The organism is Nitrobacter hamburgensis X14, assembly GCF_000013885.1.
GTDB lineage: Bacteria > Pseudomonadota > Alphaproteobacteria > Rhizobiales > Xanthobacteraceae > Nitrobacter > Nitrobacter hamburgensis.
In genome coordinates, this window is the sequence record NC_007964.1 from 3890808 (window position 1) to 3909629 (window position 18822).

At 64.1% G+C, this 18822-nt stretch carries 15 protein-coding genes; 8 read left to right on the plus strand and 7 right to left on the minus strand.

Annotation, left to right across the window (positions count from 1 at the left end; translation table 11 throughout):
- Positions 1-93: 93 nt before the first annotated feature.
- Together NHAM_RS18155 and NHAM_RS18160 are read right to left on the minus strand one after the other, a co-directional pair.
- Positions 94-3264: a multidrug efflux RND transporter permease subunit gene (locus NHAM_RS18155; protein WP_011511909.1), complete on the minus strand. Its 3171-nt coding sequence runs from the start codon at positions 3262-3264 to the stop codon at positions 94-96.
- 3 nt (positions 3265-3267) lie between these two features.
- On the minus strand, positions 3268-4476 hold the full coding sequence (locus NHAM_RS18160) for an efflux RND transporter periplasmic adaptor subunit (protein WP_011511910.1): 1209 nt from the start codon (positions 4474-4476) through the stop codon (positions 3268-3270).
- A gap of 90 nt (positions 4477-4566) precedes the next feature.
- Between NHAM_RS18160 and NHAM_RS18165 the strand changes: the two genes are divergently transcribed.
- The 4 genes from NHAM_RS18165 (at position 4567) to NHAM_RS18180 (ending at position 7665) form a co-directional block, all read left to right on the plus strand.
- Positions 4567-4932 (plus strand): hypothetical protein, encoded by a 366-nt coding sequence (locus tag NHAM_RS18165; protein ID WP_011511911.1) that lies wholly within the window; start codon positions 4567-4569, stop codon positions 4930-4932.
- A 19-nt stretch (positions 4933-4951) separates the two neighbouring features.
- A complete protein-coding gene (locus NHAM_RS18170; RefSeq protein WP_011511912.1) occupies positions 4952-6013 on the plus strand; it encodes a flagellar motor protein MotA in 1062 nt (353 codons plus the stop codon).
- A gap of 117 nt (positions 6014-6130) precedes the next feature.
- Entirely contained in the window at positions 6131-7159 is a 1029-nt protein-coding gene (locus tag NHAM_RS18175) for a peptidoglycan -binding protein (RefSeq protein ID WP_041359239.1), read from the plus strand.
- A 44-nt stretch (positions 7160-7203) separates the two neighbouring features.
- Positions 7204-7665 (plus strand): GNAT family N-acetyltransferase, encoded by a 462-nt coding sequence (locus tag NHAM_RS18180; protein ID WP_011511914.1) that lies wholly within the window; start codon positions 7204-7206, stop codon positions 7663-7665.
- Between the two features lie 113 nt (positions 7666-7778).
- On the opposite strand, the gene NHAM_RS18185 is transcribed toward NHAM_RS18180, so the two are convergent.
- Entirely contained in the window at positions 7779-9668 is a 1890-nt protein-coding gene (locus NHAM_RS18185; protein ID WP_011511915.1) for an ABC transporter transmembrane domain-containing protein, read from the minus strand.
- Between the two features lie 152 nt (positions 9669-9820).
- On the opposite strand from NHAM_RS18185, the gene rpmE reads away from it, so the two are divergent.
- On the plus strand, positions 9821-10048 hold the full coding sequence (gene rpmE, locus NHAM_RS18190; RefSeq protein ID WP_011511916.1) for a 50S ribosomal protein L31: 228 nt from the start codon (positions 9821-9823) through the stop codon (positions 10046-10048).
- A gap of 156 nt (positions 10049-10204) precedes the next feature.
- Here rpmE and NHAM_RS18195 read toward each other — a convergent pair whose 3' ends face one another.
- Positions 10205-10726 (minus strand): DUF1465 family protein, encoded by a 522-nt coding sequence (locus NHAM_RS18195; protein ID WP_011511917.1) that lies wholly within the window; start codon positions 10724-10726, stop codon positions 10205-10207.
- A 376-nt stretch (positions 10727-11102) separates the two neighbouring features.
- Positions 11103-11294 carry a DUF1192 domain-containing protein gene (locus tag NHAM_RS18200; protein WP_011511918.1) on the minus strand — a complete coding sequence of 64 codons (192 nt, stop codon included), beginning with the start codon at positions 11292-11294 and terminating at the stop codon, positions 11103-11105.
- 205 nt (positions 11295-11499) lie between these two features.
- On the opposite strand from NHAM_RS18200, the gene NHAM_RS18205 reads away from it, so the two are divergent.
- Together NHAM_RS18205 and NHAM_RS18210 are read left to right on the plus strand one after the other, a co-directional pair.
- A complete protein-coding gene (locus NHAM_RS18205; RefSeq protein ID WP_011511919.1) occupies positions 11500-12498 on the plus strand; it encodes an NAD(P)H-quinone oxidoreductase in 999 nt (332 codons plus the stop codon).
- 243 nt (positions 12499-12741) lie between these two features.
- Positions 12742-15618 (plus strand): EAL domain-containing protein, encoded by a 2877-nt coding sequence (locus tag NHAM_RS18210; protein ID WP_041359240.1) that lies wholly within the window; start codon positions 12742-12744, stop codon positions 15616-15618.
- A gap of 210 nt (positions 15619-15828) precedes the next feature.
- On the opposite strand, the gene NHAM_RS18215 is transcribed toward NHAM_RS18210, so the two are convergent.
- A complete protein-coding gene (locus NHAM_RS18215; protein ID WP_011511921.1) occupies positions 15829-16479 on the minus strand; it encodes a YqgE/AlgH family protein in 651 nt (216 codons plus the stop codon).
- Between the two features lie 136 nt (positions 16480-16615).
- Between NHAM_RS18215 and NHAM_RS18220 the strand changes: the two genes are divergently transcribed.
- Positions 16616-17458 (plus strand): protein-disulfide reductase DsbD domain-containing protein, encoded by an 843-nt coding sequence (locus NHAM_RS18220; protein WP_011511922.1) that lies wholly within the window; start codon positions 16616-16618, stop codon positions 17456-17458.
- A gap of 254 nt (positions 17459-17712) precedes the next feature.
- Here the strand turns inward: NHAM_RS18220 and NHAM_RS18225 are convergent, their stop codons facing one another.
- Positions 17713-18822, minus strand: a complete 1110-nt coding sequence (locus NHAM_RS18225; RefSeq protein ID WP_011509106.1) for an IS5-like element ISNha7 family transposase — start codon at positions 18820-18822, stop codon at positions 17713-17715.

The following is an 18822-nucleotide window of genomic DNA, read 5'->3' on the forward strand; positions in this document are numbered from 1 at the left end:
TTGCTTCGCTTCGCTCGCAATGACGGCGAAATCCGACCGGATGTTACTTAACTCGTGATGGGACGTGACGGTTCACACTGGTCGCCGCGCTCGCTACTCGGCTGCGTGCAGCGGCGCCGGCGGCCCGTGGATTTCCGGCTCGCCCACCGGCTCCGGCTCCAGGCCGCTTTTGTCGCGCCCGAGCACGCGCATCACGACGACGAAGAACACCGGCACCATCAACAGCGCCAGCACCACCACCGCGATCATTCCGCCCATCACGCTGGTGCCGAGCGCCTGCTGGCTCGCCCCGCCCGCACCTTGGGCTACGACCATCGGCAGCACGCCGGAGACGAAGGCAAGGCCGGTCATCAAAATCGGGCGGAAGCGCAGCGCGCACGCCTCGATCGTGGCTTCCCGGAGCGGCTTGCCTTGCGCGCGCAAATCCTTGGCGAACTCGATGATGAGAATGGCGTCCTTCGCGGCCAGGCCGATGATGGTGACAAGACCGACGGTGAAATAGACGTCGTTGGCAAGCCCACGCGTGGTTGCCGCCAGCACCGCGCCGCAGATTCCGAGCGGCACCGTCAGCAGCACCGCGAGCGGAATGGTCCAGCTTTCATAGAGCGCGGCAAGGCAGAGGAACACCACCAGCGCCGAGAGCGCGAGCAGGAACGGCGCCTGCGACCCCGACAGCTTTTCCTGCAACGACTGGCCGGTCCATTCATAGCCGAAGCCGCGCGGCAGACGGCTTGCAAGCCGCTCGATCTCGGCGATGGCGTCGCCGGACGTGAAGCCTGGCCGCGCTTCTCCGGTGATGCGCATCGCCGGATAGTAGTTGAAGCCGACGATCTGGGTCGGTCCCTTCGACCAGTCGATCGAGGCGAACGACGAGAACGGGACCAGCCGTCCGCTGCTGTTCTTGACGTTGTAGTTGAGGATGTCGTCCGCCGTCGTGCGTCCGTCACGGTCCGCCTGCACGATCACGCGCTGCATCCGTCCGCGGTTGGGGAAGTCGTTGACGTAGGTCGAGCCGAGATTGGTCGTCATGGTATCGTTGATGGCCTCGAACGTGACACCAAGAGCGCTGGCCTTCTCGCGATCGATCACGAGATTGATCTGCGGCGCCGGCGGCAAGCCCTCGACATAGACATTCTTCAAGACCGGACTGGCATTGGCCTCCGCGATCAGCTGATCGGTCGCCTGCATCAATGCCGCATAGCCCTTCTGGCCGCGATCCTGCAGGCGGAAGCTGAAGCCCGAGGAATTGCCGAGGTTGTCGATCGGCGGCGGCTGCAGCGCGGTGATCTTGGCGTCGCGCAGCGAGGCCGACAGATCGCGATTGGCGTCAGCAACGATATTGGCGGCGGAATCCTTCTCAGGCCGTTCCGACCAGTCCTTCAGGGTGATGAACGCTTGCGCCGTGTTCATGCCCTGCCCCGAATAGGCGAAACCGGTGAGGAACGTGACATCCTCAATGCCGGGCCGTTTGGCCAGATATTTCTCGACCGCTTCGACCGCAGCTTCGGTCCGGCCGTGGGACGAATCCGACGGCGTCTGCACGTCTGTCGTGATGAAGCCCTGATCGTCCACCGGCACGAAGCCGGCGGGCAGACGGCCGAAGGCCCAGACGAGAACCCCAACCAGCACGGCGTAAATCAGCATCAGGCGTCCGGTCCGCCCCAGCGACCAGCCGACGGTCGAGACGTAGCGGCCGCGCACGCCCTCCAGCGTGCGATTGAACCAGCCGAACACGCCCTTGCGCGCGTGGCCGTGTCCGGCCTCGACCGGCTTCAGCAGCGTGGCGCAGAGCGCCGGCGTCAGCGACAGGGCCATCAGGGCGGAGAAGGCGATCGCGGCGACCACCGTGACGGAGAACTGCCGGTAGATGATGCCGACGGAGCCCGGAAAGAACGCCATCGGCACGAACACCGCCATCAGCACCAGCGTGATGCCGATGATGGCGCTTGTGATCTGCGACATCGCCTTGCGCGCGGCCTCCTTCGGCGGCAGCCCCTCCTCGGTCATGATGCGTTCGACATTCTCGACCACGACGATGGCGTCGTCGACCAGAATGCCGATCGCCAGCACCATTCCGAACATCGTCAGCATGTTGATGGAGTAGCCTGCGACCAGCAGCACCGAACAGGTGCCGAGCAAGGCCACCGGCACCACGATGGTCGGAATGATGGTGTAGCGGATGTTCTGCAAAAACAGGAACATCACGAGAAACACCAGCACCACCGCCTCGATCAGGGTATGCACAACCTTTTCGATCGAGGCCTCCACCACCGGCGTGATGTCGTAGGGGATATCGTAGGCGATGGTCGCCGGGAAGAACTTCGACAACTCCTGCATCTTGGCTCTCACCGCGCTCGCGGTAGCAAGCGCGTTGGAGCCCGGCGCGAGCATCACCGACAGACCGGCGGTCGGTTTGCCGTTGAGGCGAGTGGTGAACCGGTAGTCCATGCCGCCGACCTCGACCCGCGCCACGTCGCGCAGCCGCACGGTGGAGCCGTCGCGGTTGGCGCGCAGCAGGATGGAGCCGAATTCCTCGGGCGTGGTGAGTTGCCCCCTCACCAGGACCAGCGCCGCGGTTTTCTGACCGGCCCGGCTCGGCGGTGCGCCGATGCTGCCCGAGGCCACTTGCGCGTTCTGCGCCGCGATCGCCTTGGTGACGTCGTCCGAGGTCAGGTCGTAGCCGACCAGCTTCTCGGGATCGATCCAGACGCGCAGCGAGCGTTCGGTGGAAAACAGCGTGGCGCGGCCGACACCGGGAAGGCGTCGGATCTCGCCGATGATGTTGCGCATGATGAAATCGCCGAGGCCGACCTCGTCGAGGCTGTTGTCGGTCGAGCGCAGCGTGACGATCTGCAGCGTGTCGCTGGACGCTTCCTCGACCAGGATGCCTTCCTTCAGCACGACAGCCGGCAGACGCGCCTCGATGCGCTTGATGCGGTTCTGCACGTCCACCGACGCCATATCGAGTTGGGTGCCGGGAACGAAATACGCGGTGATCTCGACCTGACCCAGGGAGTCGCTGGTGGATTCGAAACTGAGGATGCCCGAGGCGCCGTTGAGCTGTTCCTCGATCAGACGCGTGACGCTGTTGTAAAGGTTCTGCGGCGACGCGCCGGGATACGCGGTCGAGATCGAGATCGAGGGCGGCGCGATGATCGGATACTGCGCCACCGCCAGCAGCGGAATCGAGATCGCGCCGATCAGACAGATGAAAAGCGCGATCACCCAGGCAAAGACAGGCCGGTCGATGAAGAAAGCCGGCATCCGCTACTGCCGGGCAACCGCTGTGGCGCCCGTCAGCGCTCCGGTCTCCCGCGAAGCATCGGCTTCCGCCCACATCACGGTGCGAACCTTGTCGCCGGCGGTGAATTTCTGGAAGCCCTCGACCACGACGCGGTCGCCGGCCTTGAGTCCCTGGCTGACCATCGACAGCCCGTCCTGGACGGACGCTGTCCGGATCGGGCGCGCGATCACGCGATCGTCGTCCCTGACGACGAAGACCTCGCTGCCGCCGCTGGTGTCGCGCTGCACCGCCTGCTGCGGAACGGCGATCGCATCGCTGTCAACGCCCTGCTCTAGCAGCACGCGGACGTACATACCCGGCAGCAGTTCGCGCTTCGGATTCGGAAATTCGCCGCGCAGCGTCACCTGCCCGGTCGAGGCATCGACCTTGGCTTCGGAAAACAGGAATTTTCCGGGCAGCGGGTAGAGCGTTCCATCGTCGAGCACGAGACGGACTTTCGCCGCGCCCGGCGCGATGCGCTCCAGTTCGCCGCTCTCGAATGCACGGCGCAGGCTGTTGAGTTCGCTCACCGACTGGGTGAAGTCGGCGTAGATGGTGTCGAGTTGTTGCACCGTGGTCAGGCTGGCCGTCTCGTTCTGGACGACGAGCGCGCCCTCGGTGACCTGGGCCGCGCCGACCACGCCGCCGATCGGCGCCCGGATGGTGGTGTAATCGAGATGGAGCCGCGCCCGCGCGCGGTCCGCCTGGCGACCGGCGACATCGGCCTCGGCCTGACGCATGTTGGCGATCGCTTTCTCGTTTTCGGCCTCGGAGGTGGCGTGCCGGGCCGTCAGTTTTTCGATGCGCCTCGCATGATGCGACGCCTGCTCGAATACGGCGTCGGCCTTTGCCAGCGCTGCCTCCGCCGCCTGCAATTCGACCGCGAACGGTTTTGAATCGATCTGATACAACGGATCGCCAGCCTTGACCTCGCTGCCCTGCTCGAACAGGCGCTCGGTGATAATGCCGGAGACGCGGGGGCGCACCTCGGCAACGCGCAGCGGCGCGATGCGGCCCGGCAGTTCGCGCACCATTGCATGCGGCTTCGGAACCACCGTAACGACGCTGACTTCCGGGGTGATCGCGCTGGTCGAGGCTTCCGCGGTGACGGGCTCGTCGCAGCCGCCAAGCAGCGGCGACAATCCGGCGATCAACAAAGCGACGGACGTCAGTCGTGAATTAAATCTTGGCATTGGTGTTTGGAAACCCCGTGATGCAGGACGCAAAGATGCAGGACGCAAAAACCCGCGTTCCGCGAAGCGTGATGCCTCGCAGAGTCACATGTGAATCCGCGCGAACTGATGGGTTTTAAATTAGCCGACAACGATTGCGATGCAATACGCTTTGCCGGCGGCGCAATGTCACACAAACGCTATCATCTTGAAGTCACGTCAGTTTTGCGGATTCACACAGTCGTGAGCCGGGTTCCATTCAAATTGAAACAAAATGGTAAGCAAGCGCGCGCCGATGCATCCGAGCCGCCGGCCTTGTCCGTGGACGAAAATATCGGTGGGCAAAAACAGCGACGCCACGATTCAAACCCGGTTCGCGTCCACACAGTAAACAGCATGGCAAAATCGATGGAAAAGCTATTTTTGCCGTCGACGCCGTGCATAATGCGGCTGGTCTCGACTCTCAGCCTCACCTGACGGGTAAGCACGCTCACTCATGGCGCAAGGCACGGCCCCCCGCTCCGCACCGGAGATCGAACTGACCAAGCTGTCGCCACCACGGATATTCCTGGTGCGCATGCTGGTGTTCATCGTGTTGTGCACCCTGGTGCTGGTGATCCTCTACAAGCAGATCGTTTCAGCGTTCTTCGCCAATCCCGGCCTCAACGCGCTGATCGCAGGGGTGCTGGCGATCGGAATCATTTTTGCCTTCCGGCAGGTGGTCCGGCTTTATCCCGAGATCGCGTGGGTCAACAATTTCCGCATCGCCGATCCGGGTCGGGCTCCCGACCGGAGGCCGCGGCTGCTGGCGCCGATGGCCGCGATTCTCGGGGGCGAACGCACCGGGCGGGTGTCGATCTCGCAGCAGACCATGCGGCATCTGCTCGATTCCATCGCCACCCGGCTCGATGAAGCCCGCGATATCTCCCGCTACATGACGGGACTTTTGGTGTTCCTCGGCCTGCTCGGCACGTTCTGGGGCCTGATCGAAACCGTCGGCTCGGTCGGCAAGGTGATCGACGGCCTGAAGGTCGGCGGCGACGCCGGGTCGCTGTTCGACACGCTGAAGGAAGGCCTCGCCGCGCCGCTCGGCGGCATGGGCATTTCGTTTTCGTCGTCGCTGTTCGGCCTCGCCGGATCGCTGATCCTCGGTTTTCTCGACCTGCAATCCAGTCAGGCGCAGAACCGCTTCTATACCGACCTCGAGGACTGGCTCGCCACCACCGTTCGCGAATATGGCGGCGAGACTCGGGCCGATCCGTCGGCCGAGATAACGACCGCGATCGAGCGGCTTCGCGCCAGCGTCGAGGAAGCGGGGTCCGGCCACGACACAACCTCCGCAATGGCCAGCCTCGCGGCAGCCATTCAGGGGCTCGTCACCCATATGCGGAGCGAACAGCAGATGATCCGCGAATGGGCCGACGGACAGGGCGAGCAAAACCGCGAGATCAAAAAGCTGCTGGAGTATCTCGCACAACAGCCGGAAGAAGAACTGACAGTTCCCCTTTCCCCGGCCGACGCTTCGCGGTCGACGTCCTCGGCCGGGGGAGAGGCCTAGAGTCTTTTCGCTTCTGATGAAATCAGAAGCGGGCTCCATAATTTCGATTTGACGCGTTTTCTTCCCGCGAACCGGTACCCACTTCGCTCGAAAACGCTCTAGTAGAAGAGAAATATGATGGCCCTTGCACGCGGGCGCCGGAACGAGAGCGGATTCAACTACTGGCCGGGTTTCGTCGATGCGCTCTCGACGCTGGTGCTCGCGATCGTATTCCTGCTGTCGGTGTTTCTGGTGGTGCAGTTCTTCCTGTCGCAGGAAGTGTCCGGCAAGGACAAGGCGCTGGAACAGCTCAATACCAAGATCGCTCAGTTGACCGATCTGCTGTCGCTGGAAAAGCTCGGCAAGCTCAGCCTCGGCGACGAGGTCAGCCAGTTGCGTGCGGGCCTCGCCTCGGCAGAGGCCGAGCGCGACCGGGTCAAGGGCCTCTATGATGGCCTCGCCGGCGCCGGCAACAATGCCGCCGGCCGCAACACCCAACTGAACAAGGCGCTGGATTCCGAGAAGCAGGTTTCGTCCCGCGCGCTGGCGCAGGTCGAGGTGCTGACCCAGCAGATCAGCGCGCTGCGCCGGCAACTGGCGGCGCTGGAGGATGCGCTCGATGCTTCGGAGAAAAAGGACAAGGAGTCGCAAAACCGCATCGCCGATCTCGGCCAGCGGCTGAACGTCGCGCTGGCGAAGCGGGTGCAGGAACTGTCGCGCTACCGATCGGAATTCTTCGGGCGCTTGCGCACCATTCTCGGCAACCGGCCGGACATCCGGGTCGTCGGCGACCGCTTCGTGTTCCAGTCGGAGGTGTTTTTCGATACCGCACAGGCGACGCTGCTGCCGGAAGGAAAGGCCGAGCTCGACAAGGTGGCCGGCGCGCTGATCGATCTCGACAAGCAGATCCCGCACGAGATCGCCTGGGTGCTGCGGGTCGACGGCCACACCGACGTCCGGCCGATCAGCAGCCCGGTTTTCAAGTCGAACTGGGAATTGTCGTCGGCGCGCGCGATCTCGGTGGTGCAATATCTGGTGTCGCTCGGCGTGCCGCCGCAGCGTCTGGTCGCCGCCGGCTTTGGCGAATTCCAGCCGCTCGATCCCGGCACGACGGAAGACGCCTACAAGCGCAACCGCCGCATCGAATTGAAGCTGACAGAACGGTAAGGGCATGATCCGGAAAAGTGGACGTCCGATTTTCGGATAAGATCATGCCCGAACACGAGACAGAGTCGTTCAAACTTCGTCCCTACGCGCCCACCGACGAAGACGCCGCCATCGCGCTGTGGCAGACGACGTGGCAGCGGGCCTATCCCGCGATCGATTTCGCGGCCCGCGTGCCGTGGTGGCGCGAGCGCTGGCGCAACGAGCTTGTACCCAACACCGACATCGTCGTCGCCGAGCACTCCGGCGAACTGGCCGGCTTCGTCACCATCGATGCGGCGGGCTATCTCGATCAGCTCGTGGTCGGCCCCGCGCATTGGGGCGGTGCCATCGCCGGCGCGCTGATTCATGAAGCGAAACGGCGGTCGCCGGCGGGAATTACGCTGCTGGTCAACGCCGACAACGCCCGCGCCATCCGCTTCTACGCGCGCAATGGGTTCGCGCACACAGGCGACGCCGTCAATCCGACGTCGGGGCGGCCGGTCAAGCGCATGGAATGGAAGCCGTAAAACTCTCCATATCAGTCGTCATTGCCGGGCTTGACCCGGCAATCCATCGTTTGAAAAGGTTTTTCAGAGGGGATGGATGCCCGGATCAAGTCCGGGCATGACCATTATCTGCCCTACACGCCCTCGAACTGCAGCCGCGCCAGCCGGGCATACAATCCGTTCGCGGCCACCAGCGAGGCGTGGGTGCCCTGCTCCACGATCCGTCCCTGATCCATCACCATGATCCGGTCGCACGACAGCACCGTCGCCAGACGATGCGCGATCACCAGCGTGGTGCGGTGGCGCATCAGTTCTTCCAGCGCAGTCTGCACCAGGGTCTCAGATTCTGCGTCAAGCGACGACGTCGCCTCATCCAGCAGCAAGAGCGGCGCGTCGCGCAGGATGGCGCGGGCGATGGCGATGCGCTGGCGCTGGCCGCCGGACAGCGTCACGCCGCGCTCGCCGAGCAGCGCCTCGAAGCCGCCGGGCAAGCGGCGAATGAACTCGGTGGCATGGGCGAGATCGGCGGCACGCTCGACATCGGCATCGGACGCATCCGGCCGGCCGAAGCGGATGTTCTCGCGGGCGGACGCGGCAAACACCACCGATTCCTGCGGCACCAGCGCGATGCGTGCGCGAATCTCGCGCGGATCGGCCGCCTGCAGCGGAACGCCATCGAAGCAGATGGTCCCGGCGGCCGGATCGTAGAACCGCAGCAGCAGGTGAAATATTGTGCTTTTTCCCGCGCCGGACGGGCCGACGATGGCAACCTTCTCGCCGGCCCTCACCGCCAGCGAGACGCCGTCGAGCACCTTGACCTGCGGCCGCGACGGATAGGCAAAGCTGACGTCGTCCAGCACGACATCGCCGCGCGACGGCACCGGCAGCGCGCGCGGCGCCGGCGGCGGCGCGATCACCGGCTTGACGCGAAGAAGCTCGAACAGGCGCTCGGCCGCGCCGGATGCGGCGGCGACCTCGCCCCAGACTTCGCTGAGCTGGCCGAGGCCGGTCGCGGCGAACGCGGCATACAGCACGAACTGGCCGAGCCGGCCCGGCGTCATGTCACCGGTGAGAACGTCGCGCGATCCGATCCAGAGGATCAGGACCACGCTGGTGAAGACGATGAAAATAATGATCGCGGTCAGCACGGCGCGGGCGCGCGCCGAATTGCGCGCCGCCAGATAGGCCTGCTCGACCTCGCCGCCGAAACGGACATCGGCGAGCCGTTCGTTGGTGTAGGCCTGCACCGTCCTGATGCCGCCGACCAGTTCGGAGGCGTAGGCGGTGGCTTCCGCAAGATTGTCCTGCGCGCTCCGCGACAGGCGGCGCACCCAGCGTCCGAATGCGACCAGCGGCAGCACGATCAGCGGGATCGCCGCCAGCACCAGGAGGGACAGCCGCGGGCTGGTGATGACCATCATCGAAGCCGCGCCGACAAACAGCACCACGTTGCGCAACGCGACCGATATCGAGGAGCCGACCGCGGACTTGATCTGGGTCGTATCCGCGGTCAGCCGCGAGACCAGTTCGCCGCTGCGGGCGGTGTCGAAGAATACCGGCGACAGCGAGATCAGATGGGCGAAGACGTCGCGCCGGAGATCGGCGACGATACGCTCGCCGGTGGTGGTCACCAGAAAATAACGCGCCGCGCTGGCGCCGGCGAGGACGGCCACGACGCCGATCATCATGCTGAAGTAGTTGTTGATCATCGCGACGCCTTCGGACGTGAAGCCGAAGTCGATGATCCGGCGCACCGCAAGCGGCACCACCAGTGTCGTCAGTGCGGCGACGATCAGCGCGACCAGCGCAAGCAGCGCCCGTCCGCGGTAGCGGGCGATATACGGCATGAGCGCAAGCAGCGGGCGCAACGGGACACGGCGGGCGCCGCTGGCCGGCGGCGAGGTCTGATCGGCCACGGCAGGCCCCGACGCTCCGGCTTCGGCTCCAGCCTTCGGGGAGCGATCGAGCGGCAACGCAATGGCCGCGGCTTTCGAGGTATTCTCACGCACTTCTACCGGACTCATCCGCCTGACCACGCTCTTGCTGATGGAAAGCACCTAATAGGCCCCGCCGCCTGCGCTGGCAAATGCGCAAGGCGCGGCTTGTCCGTCAACCCCGGGTGCGATATAGAGCGGCCCAAATCTGCCGAAACCTCTTCGCCTTGCAAGGACAAGCCATGAAAGCCGAAATTCACCCGGATTATCATACAATTAAGGTCGTGATGACCGACGGGACGGAATATATGACCCGTTCCACCTGGGGCAAGGACGGCGACACGCTGAACCTCGACATCGATTCCAAGTCGCATCCGGCCTGGACCGGGGGCTCCCAGCAGCTCCTCGATCGCGGCGGCCGCGTCTCCCGGTTCCAGAAGAAGTTCTCGGGCTTCCTCAAGAAAGACTGAGCGGTTTCAGGTTGCGGGTTTTCAGAACGCTTCCGCCGCGCGGGAGCGTTTTCGTTGGACCTGCGTTTTCGCCGGACTGGAAGCGTGAACCTGGGACGTGAGAGTTTCGGACGATACGCCGAAAGCTTCCCAACAGCCTGTCAGGCGATCTGGCGCTCAGCCGATCTGGCGCTCGAAGGCTTCCTTGAGACGGTTGAGTTGCGGCATCAGCGGATTGCCGGCCGGCCCCCGCTCGGCGGCCGGCGTATGGATGGTGGTGTCGAGGCGGCGCACCCGCACCTGCAAATTCATCGACCGTGCGATCAGGTCCTGCAACGGCCCCGGCAGCTTCCCGACCATGTCCTGCGGACCGGGATCCGCCGCCGTCAGCTTCACCCTGGTCTTTTCGCGGTTGGCCTGCGCCAAAGTCATCTCACCTTCCTTCACGGCGCGATGCAGCAAGAGCCACGATGCGAGTTGCATCAGCCGCGTGGTCAGACGCATGCTTTCGGTCGCATAGGTCAGGCTGACGGACCGTTCGAGGGTCCTGGCGTCGGTGCGGCCGTCACCGTCGAGATAGGCGGCGGTTGCCTCGACCAGATCCATGCCTTCCCGGAACAGGGCGGTGAACGCGGAAGAGCCGGCGAGGCGCTCGCTAAACTGGACAAGACCGGTGTCGCCTGCCGATGGATCGGACATGGTTCACGCCTCACACAACTGAAAACGCCGCCAGCCGGCTTTTCGAGCGGCTTATGATGAACAAATCATTGCTCGCCCCACGGCGGGAGTCCAGCGGAGGTATCCGCAAAGGTTAATTTACACGGCGCGTAACGCCGTCGCGGACGGACGGATGACGCAAGCAAAAAAAAGCCGCCGTTTCCGGCGGCCTGAGTTGATAACAGGGAGGCGTCAAACAGAGTGGACAGGAAGCCACTCGGCGTCCAATCAAGGACATTCCAGTCATAATCGAGAAAGCTTAACCAATCGTAAACGAACGATTATCTTCAGCTTTCGTTTGCAATTTGGGCAAGGCGGCTCTGTCTTTTCCCCCTCTCCCTGAGGAGGCGAAGATTTCTCAGGATTTGAAAAAACTGTCGGCGGCGTCCTTCGAGGCGCGCTTCTTGACCTCTGCGGATCGCAGGCGCTCGATCTCGGCCGTCAGCAGCGCGATACGCTCGCCGAGTTCGTCCACCGAGAGCAGCGAGAGATCCTGTCCGATCTCGTGGGCGATCTTTTTCTTCGGCTTGTCGTCATCCTCGATGGCCATGCATCCTGCTCCCGCTTGCGCTCACCCACTTGCACTCAACGGTCCATGAAGCGCGATTGCCCGCCCGCAGCCGGCTGTCCAGCGCGTATTCCGCAAAAGTGGAACCGGTTTTGTGATTCTCTTCACGCGAACCAGTACCCGCTTCGCTCGAAAATGCTCTAACCAGGATCCTATCGAATTTCCCGCGTTGTCTCGGTGACAAACCATGGAAAAACTCCCTGAGCAAATGACCGTCATCGGCATCAGCAGGCCCGGCGGCCCCGAGGTCCTCGTGCCGGAGACCCGCCCGGTTCCCGCGCCGGGCCCGAACGAAATCCTGATCAGGGTCGCGGTCGCCGGCGTGAACCGGCCCGACGTCGCACAGCGCTCCGGAACTTATCCGCCGCCGCCCGGCGCCAGCGATCTGCCCGGCCTCGAAGTCGCCGGCGAGGTGGTGGCGCTCGGTGAAGGCGCAAGCCAATACAAGCCCGGCGACAAGGTGATGTCGCTGGTCTCCGGCGGCGGCTATGCCCAATACTGCGTCGCGCATGAATCGATCGCGATGAGGAATCCCGCCGGGTTGTCGATGCTTGAAGCCGGCGCCACGCCCGAAACGCTGATGACGGTGTGGCACAACGTGTTCGAACGCGGCGGGCTAAAGGCCGGCGAGACGCTGCTGATCCACGGCGGCTCCTCTGGCATCGGCACCATGGCGATCCAACTCGCAAAAGCGTTCGGCGCGAAAGTAATCGTGACCGTCGGATCAAAGGACAAGGCCGACGCCTGCCTCAGGCTCGGCGCCGATCATGCCGTCAACTACAAGACCCAGGATTTCGTCGCGGAGGTGAAGGCACTGACCGGCGGCACCGGCGCCGATCTCATCCTCGACATGGTCGGCGGCGACTACATCGAGAAGAATTATGACGTCGCCGCGATTGACGGCCGCATCGTCCAGATCGCATTCCTCGGTGGAGCGAAGGCGACCGTCAATTTCGCCAAGCTGATGGTGAAGCGGCTGCATCATACCGGTTCGACGCTGCGGCCGCGTTCGATAGCCGACAAGGCCGCGATGGTCGGCGCCATCGAGGCCAGGGTGCTGCCGCTGATGCGCGAGGGGCGAATCAAGCCGCTGATCGACAGCAGCTTCCCGCTGGACAAGGCGGCGGACGCGCACCGACGGATGGAAACCGGCGCACATATTGGCAAAATTGTGTTGACGGTTTAGATCGCTGCGAACCTGCTAAAGCCTATAAATTCCTTCGTAATTATGTCATCTATCGCGCGCGGCTGGCGGGTTTGCGCGAAAGGCGGCGGCAATGTTGCGCGAATTCGCTTTCATTCCGTGACATACAACGTTGTCTTGCAGCGTTGTCTTGCAGCGTCGCCTTGCAGCGTCCTGTTGGCGCGGGTCCCGATTCGTCTCGCGCGCAATGCGGCGGGACCGTATGTTGAAGGTGGGGAATTGACATTGCGTCCGGTCAGGTGGCTTGCGTGTCTCGCGCTGGCCTTCATGATTTTCGTCGCGGCATCGCCGGCACGCGCGATCGACGCCGTCAGCGTCCGCAGCGACGCGCCCGCCATCGACCTCACCGCCATCCTCGATCATCAGCACAGCGACTCCGACCGCATTCAGGTCTCGACCGCGCCGGGCACCGACGGCATCGTCCGCCGCGTCGAGGTGCGCGCGCGCGAAGGTGGCCAGAACTGGGTGGTGTTCGCGCTCGCCAACAACACCGACGATCAACTCGACCGCCTGATCGTCGCACCGCACTACCGCCTGGTGTCGTCGGGGTTGCTCTGGCCGGACCTTGGACAATCGCGCATCGCGACCATCACGCCCTCGACCGGCGATCGCCCCGAGCGGCAGGAGAGCGCCACCGCCGACGTCTTCCGCATCACGCTCGACCCCGGCGCCGTCATCACCTTCGTCATGGAACTGCGCACCGACAAGCTGCCGCAGCTCTATCTCTGGGAACCCGACGCCTACAAGGACAAGATCAATTCCTTCACCCTGTATCAGGGCATCGTCATCGGCATCTCCGGGCTGCTGGCGCTGGTGCTGACCATCCTGTTCGTGGTCAAGGGCAGCATCATGTTTCCCGCCGCCGCGGCGCTGGCCTGGGCGGTGCTGGTCTATATCGGCGTCGATTTCGGCTTCTGGGGCAAGGTGCTCGACATGTCGGCCGGCGCCGAGCGGGTCTGGCGCGCCTCCGGCGAGGCGATGCTCGCGGCAACGCTGCTGGTGTTCCTGTTCGCCTATCTCAATCTCAGCCGCTGGCACGTCCGCTATTCGCACATCACCCTTGGCTGGCTCGCGTTCCTCGGCTCGCTGGTGGCGCTGGCTCTGTTCGATCCCGCGGTCGCCTCCGGCATCGCGCGGATGTCGCTCGCGCTGATTGCCGTTTTCGGCTTCGGACTGATCGTCTATCTCGCGATTCACGGCTTCGACCGCGCGGTGTTGCTGATCCCGACCTGGTTCCTGCTGGTGGTGTGGGTCGGCGCCGCCGGAATGACCGTTGAAGGCAACGTCACCAACGACATCGTCGGCCCGGCCCTGCTCGGCGGCCTCGTGCTGATCGTGATGCTGATCGGATTCACGGTGATGCAGCACGCCTTCGCCGGCGGCGGCGCCACCGCCGGCGTGGTGTCGGACGTCGAGCGCCGCGCGCTGGCGCTGACCGGCTCGGGCGATCTGGTCTGGGACTGGGACGTCTCCGCCGACAAGGTCTTCACCAGTCCCGAGACCGAAAGCCTGCTCGGCTTGAAACGCGGCACGCTCGAAGGCCCGGCGGCGAGCTGGCTGGAAGTGCTGCATCCGCTCGATCAGGACCGGTTCCGCGCCGCGCTGGACAGCGTGCTCGATCAGCGCCGCGGACGGCTGGTGCAGGACTTCCGGCTGCGCACGCCCGACGGCCACTTCATGTGGTTCGCGCTGAAGGCGCGCCCGGTGGTCGGGTCCGACGGCGAGGTCTCACGCGTGGTCGGCACCCTCACCGATGTCACCGAGGCCAGGAAAGCCGAGGAGCGGATGCTGCACGACTCGGTGCACGACAATCTGACCGGCCTGCCCAACCGCAAGCTGTTCATCGACCGCCTCAACGCGGTCGCGACCTTCGCCAAGACCATGCCCAACCTGCGGCCGACGCTGATGGTGATCGATCTCGACCGCTTCAAGCAGGTCAACGATTCCGTCGGCGTCGCGGAGGGCGATTCGATCCTGCTGACGCTGGCGCGGCGGCTGACGCGGATCCTTAAAGCCCAGGACACGCTGGCGCGGCTCGCCGGCGACCAGTTCGGCCTCATCCTGATGTCGGAGCAGGACCCGGCGCGCATCACCGCGTTCGCCGAAACCATCCGCAAGACCATCCGCGCGCCGATCGCCTTCAACGACCGGGAGATCTTCCTGACCGCCTCGATCGGTCTCGCGCTGAGCGACCCGCAGACGCAATTGACGGAGGAGATCGTCAAGGACGCCGAACTGGCGATGTACCATTCCAAACGCATCGGCGGCGACCGCATCGACGTCTACAAGCCGGCGATGCGGGCCCGGAAAACCGACCGGGTAACGCTCGAAGCGGAGTTGCGTCGCGCCATCGAGCGGCGCGAAATCGCCATCCTCTACCAGCCGATCGTCCGGCTGGAGGACCGCGCGGTCGCCGGATTCGAGGCGCTGGCGCGCTGGGATCACCCCAAGCTCGGGCGAATGGCGCCGGACGAGTTCATCACCATCGCCGAGGAAGCCGGCCTGATCGTCGATATCGGCACCTTCGTGATGGACCAGACCGCGCGCCAGCTCGCGGTCTGGCAACGCGCCATGCGGTCGCAGACGCCGATCTTCGCCAGCGTCAACGTCTCCTCGCGCCAGTTGCTACGGCACGACCTGATCAACGACATCCGCGCCGTGCTGTCGCGTTCGTCGATCGCGCGCGGCACCCTGAAGCTGGAACTGACGGAATCGCTCGTGATGGAAAATCCGGAACATGCCGCGCAGATGCTGCAACGGATTCGCGAGCTGGGCGTCGGGCTGTCGCTCGACGACTTCGGCACCGGCCATTCCTCGCTGTCCTACCTGCAGCGCTTCCCGTTCGATACCATCAAGATCGACCAGTCGTTCGTCCGCACCACAAGCCGCGGCACCCGGCCCGTCATTCTCAAGTCGATCATCGCGCTGGCGCACGATCTCGGGATGGATGTCGTCGCCGAAGGCGCCGAGACCGACTCCGACGCGGTGGAACTCTATCAACTGGGCTGTGAATGCGCGCAAGGCTTCGCCTTCGGCGAGCCGATGGACGCCGATGCAACGATGCGGCTTCTGGCCCAGGAACGGCTCGCGACCGCAAGCTGAAGCATGAAGCGAGTTGAATCAATGTCTCCGTCATGGCCGGGCATAGCCGTTCGAAGAACGGCGTCGCTTCCGCTGACCTACGGTCCCGGCCATCCACGTCTTTGAACTTGCAATGCCTTCAAGACGTGGATGCCCCGCATAAAGCCGGGCATGACGAGAACTGCTGTCGTCGAAAGTGGATAATGTCGTTAGAAGCAGAAAACAGCGCGATCAGGCGTGGCCGGCTTCGTTCGACAACATGCCGGGATCAATGCCGATCTTGTGCAGCGCGCGGGTATATTTGTCCTCGATGTCACGGCCGAAGATCAGCTCCGGATCGGCCGGACAATGCAGCCATCCATTGTCCTGGATTTCCGTCTCGAGCTGGCCCGGCGCCCATCCGGCATAACCGAGCGCCAGGATCGCATGTTTCGGGCCGGCGCCTTTCGCAATGGCTTCCAGAATATCGAGCGTCGCGGTCAGGCAGACGCCATCGTCGATCGGCAGCGTCGCATCCTCGATGAAGAAATCGCTCGAGTGCAGGACGAATCCGCGGCCGGTTTCGACCGGGCCGCCCTTCATCACTTTCATCGCCTCGGCGGTTTCCGGTAGCTTGATGCTGTCGGATCTCTTGATGATGTCGAGCTGGACCAGCAGATCGGCGAAATCGACGCTTCCGGCGGGGCGATTGAGGATGATACCCATCGCTCCCTCGGACGAGTGCGCGCAAACATAGATCACGGAGCGCGCGAACCGCTCATCTTCCATGACCGGCATCGCGATCAGCAACTGGCCGTCCAGATAGCTCTGGTCCGGAGCGCCGGTGTCTGCGTCGTCAGTCTGGCGACGGCCCGTGCCGGGCCTTTTTCGCGCTGCACTCATCAGCAAATGACCCTCATGTTGCCTCCATCCTGATATTGGATGCCTGTTCTGTCAATCAACCTCCCCGCCGCCGCCAAACACCCGGATCACAAGCAATTCAATGGTTTGGCACGGCACCAGCCGGTAAAGACGTCGCATGATCACCAAGGTTCCCCTCCACGCGGTGCCCGGCGTTGCGGTCGCGCTACTGGCCTGTGCGCTTTCGACCGCTGCGACGGCCGAGGATGCCTCGCCATGGCAGCAGGGCAGCCACGCCGCGGTCCGCCTGCTCGCGGGCTCGCGCAGCGGTGCGGTGCTGCTCGGCGGCGTCGCGTTTCAGCTCGAGCCTGGATGGAAAACCTACTGGCGCACGCCGGGCGACTCCGGCGTGCCGCCGCGTTTCGATTTCTCCAGGTCGGACAACATCGACGCCGTGACCGTCCTGTGGCCCGCGCCATCGCAATTTCCCGACGGCGCAGGCGGACACTCGCTCGGCTACAAGAATCATGTCGTGCTGCCGCTGCGCATCGCCGCCACGAATGCCGACAAGCCGATCACGCTCCGCGCGACCGTCAATTTCGCTGTGTGCGACAAGCTATGCATTCCCGCCGAAGCCAGCATGGAGCTTGGTTTCGCCAGCGTCGCCAGCGCGGAGGACAGCGCGCTGGCCGCGGCGCTCGATACGGTGCCAAAGCCGGCCCGGATCGGCGATCCCAACCCGCTGACGATCCGTGACGTCAAGCGCGAGGGACCGTCCACCGTGACGGTCGATGTCGCCAGCGCGAGTCCCAAGGACGACGTCAGCCTGTTCGTCGAAGGCCCGACACCGGACTGGGCGCTGCCGATTCCGACGCAGCTCAATCATGCACCGCACGGCGTGAAACGGTTTGCGTTCAAGCTCGACGGCCTGCCGGCGAACACGAGCCCGGAAGGCGCTGCCCTGAAACTGACGCTGGTGGGTGGCAAGCAGGCTTACGAATTCAATATCAATCTGCAATAAAGCAATAGTTAGAGCGTTTTCGAGCGAAGCATGTCCTCGGGCTTGACCCGAGGATGGGTACCGGTTCGCGGGAAGACAGCGCGTCAAATCAGAAACATAGAGCCTCGCTTCTGATCCTCAGAAGCGGAAAGGCTCTAGCAGGCTGTTGAAGAAGTTTCCCACGGAGACGGATATGGAATGGAGTCAGCGTGATCTGCGGGCGGCGCCACCATCAGGGTCCTGATCGAGCATCTTGACGGTGCACGACTTGTGTTTCACGCGGCGGCTGCCAGGAGTTTGGGCAAGCGGATCAGGTTGTAGGCCGCCAGCGCCAGGGTGAAGGTGGCGTTGACGCGGTCGCGGCCTCGCAGCTTGATCTTGGCAAGTCCGGCGGAGGCCTTGATCCAGCCGAACACCTCCTCGATGCGCTTGCGACAGCGTTGGCTGACGGCATATCCGGCATGACGGAGAGTCCTCTGGTCGATCGCGGTCTTGCGCGGCTTTCCGGTCTTGCTCAAATGCCCGTCGATGGCGATGTGCGGCGTGACCGAACGCCGTCTTAAGTCCTCGACGAATGCGGTGACGTCATAGGCCTTGTCGGCGCCCAGCGTGATCCGCCGCTCGCTTTGGCCGCGGTGGCAGTCGATCAGCGCCAACGCCTGATCCCGCTCCGCCGTTCCGGTCGCCCGGCTCACGCCACCCAGCACCGCCAGTCCGTTGCGGTTCTCCATCAGGGCATGGCCGATGTAGCAAAGCTTCGCCGGCTGGCCGCCGCCCTTCTTATAGAGCCGTGCCTCGGGATCGGTCGTGCTCTGATGCGTCTCGTTGCAGCGCTTCTCGTTGTGGAAACTGCGCTCGGCGTTGCGTCCCGGTCCATCACTGTCCTGGTCACCGCCGTCCTTGCGCCGGAAGCTCTTGATCGATGCCCACGCCTCGATCAGCGTGCCGTCGACCGAAAAATGCTCGCTTGATAACAGCCGCTTGACCTGGTGCTGCCCCATCAGCGCGTTCAAGAACTTCGCGGCGATCTCACCTTCAAGCAATCGGTCGCGGTTCTTCGAGAAGGTCGAGTGGTCCCACACCGGGTCGTCCACGCCCAAGCCCACGAACCAGCGCAACAGCAGGTCGAACTCCAGCCGCTCCATCAACTGCCGTTCCGAGCGGATCCCGTAGAATGCCTGCAGCAGCATTGCCCGAAGCAGCTTCTCCGGTGCGATCGAGGGACGGCCGAACGCCGTGTAGAGCTTGTCAAAGTCCCTCGACAGATCATTCAACGCCGCGTTCGCGATCTGTCGGATCGTTCGCAGCGGATGGTCGGAGCGAATCCGAGCCTCCAAGTCCACATAGCTGAACAGCGAGCCTGACCGTTCGTCGCTTCCCCGCAT